Source organism: Bradyrhizobium sp. (genome assembly GCF_016462955.1).
In the GTDB taxonomy this organism is placed as follows: domain Bacteria; phylum Pseudomonadota; class Alphaproteobacteria; order Rhizobiales; family Xanthobacteraceae; genus Bradyrhizobium.
In genome coordinates this window covers 1-1,005 of record NZ_JAEMSD010000100.1, presented here as the reverse complement: position 1 = coordinate 1,005, position 1,005 = coordinate 1, and the positions used below count along the sequence as shown (strand labels likewise).

Annotated in this window: 1 protein-coding gene and 1 pseudogene; both read left to right on the top strand. The window is 64.7% G+C overall.

Annotated features, from left to right (window positions below; genetic code table 11):
• Positions 1 to 770 (top strand): FAD binding domain-containing protein (locus tag JHD07_RS13255; RefSeq protein ID WP_291622755.1); only part of this gene is annotated, 770 nt, incomplete at its 5' end.
• Positions 771 to 777: 7 nt separating this feature from the next.
• A pseudogene (locus JHD07_RS13250) lies at positions 778 to 1,005 on the top strand (xanthine dehydrogenase family protein molybdopterin-binding subunit); the annotation flags it as partial.

The following is a 1,005-nucleotide window of genomic DNA, read 5'->3' as shown; positions in this document are numbered from 1 at the left end:
TGATCGAACAGCGCTACCCCCTGCTTGCCAGCGCCATTCTGGCAGGCGCCTCCGCGCAGCTGCGCAACATGGCCTCCGTCGGCGGCAACCTGATGCAGCGAACGCGCTGCGCCTACTTCTATGACACCACGACGCCATGCAACAAACGCAGCCCCGGCACCGGCTGCTCGGCACTGGATGGCCTCAATCGCAACCACGCAATCCTCGGCACGAGCAAATCCTGCATCGCGACCAATCCATCCGACATGAGCGTAGCTTTGGCCGCGCTCGGTGCGCTCGTGCACATTGCAGGCCGCACCGGACAACGCACCATCGCGCTGACCGATTTCCATCGGCTTCCCGACGACAAGCCTCATCTCGACACGAATCTCGGCAGCGGGGAGATCATCACCGCGATCGAGCTGCCGCCGCAGAGCTTGGCGAGAAACTACAGCTACCTGAAGATCCGCGACCGGTTGTCCTACGCCTTTGCCTTGGTCTCGGTCGCAGCTGCGCTCGAACTGGAGGGCAACGCCATCGTCGATGCGCGTCTTGCGCTCGGCGGCGTGGCTCACAAACCATGGCGAAGCCTCGAGGCCGAAGCGGCATTGCGCGGCCAGGCGGCAACACCGGATCATTTTGGGCACGCCGCCGACCTGCTGCTGCAGGGAGCGACCGCTCGCGCGCACAACGGTTTCAAGATCGCGCTCGCGCGCCGGGCCGTCGTGCGTACGTTGATGCAGGCAATGCGTGCCACACCGCAATCCCAAGCTGACAAAAAGATCGCATGAGGGCCCGATGAACGCCTATGTGGGTACACCAACGTCGCGCGTCGACGGCCGGGCCAAGGTCACGGGTGCTGCGAAGTATGCCGGCGAATTCTCCGCCGAGGGCCTCGTTCATGGCTTCGTGGTTGAGGCGACCATCCCCCGCGGTCGCATCGTGCGGCTCGACACCAGCGCGGCGCTGAAAGTGGCTGGAGTGATCGACGTGCTCACGCACGCCAATCGCCCTTCCCTCGCCAAC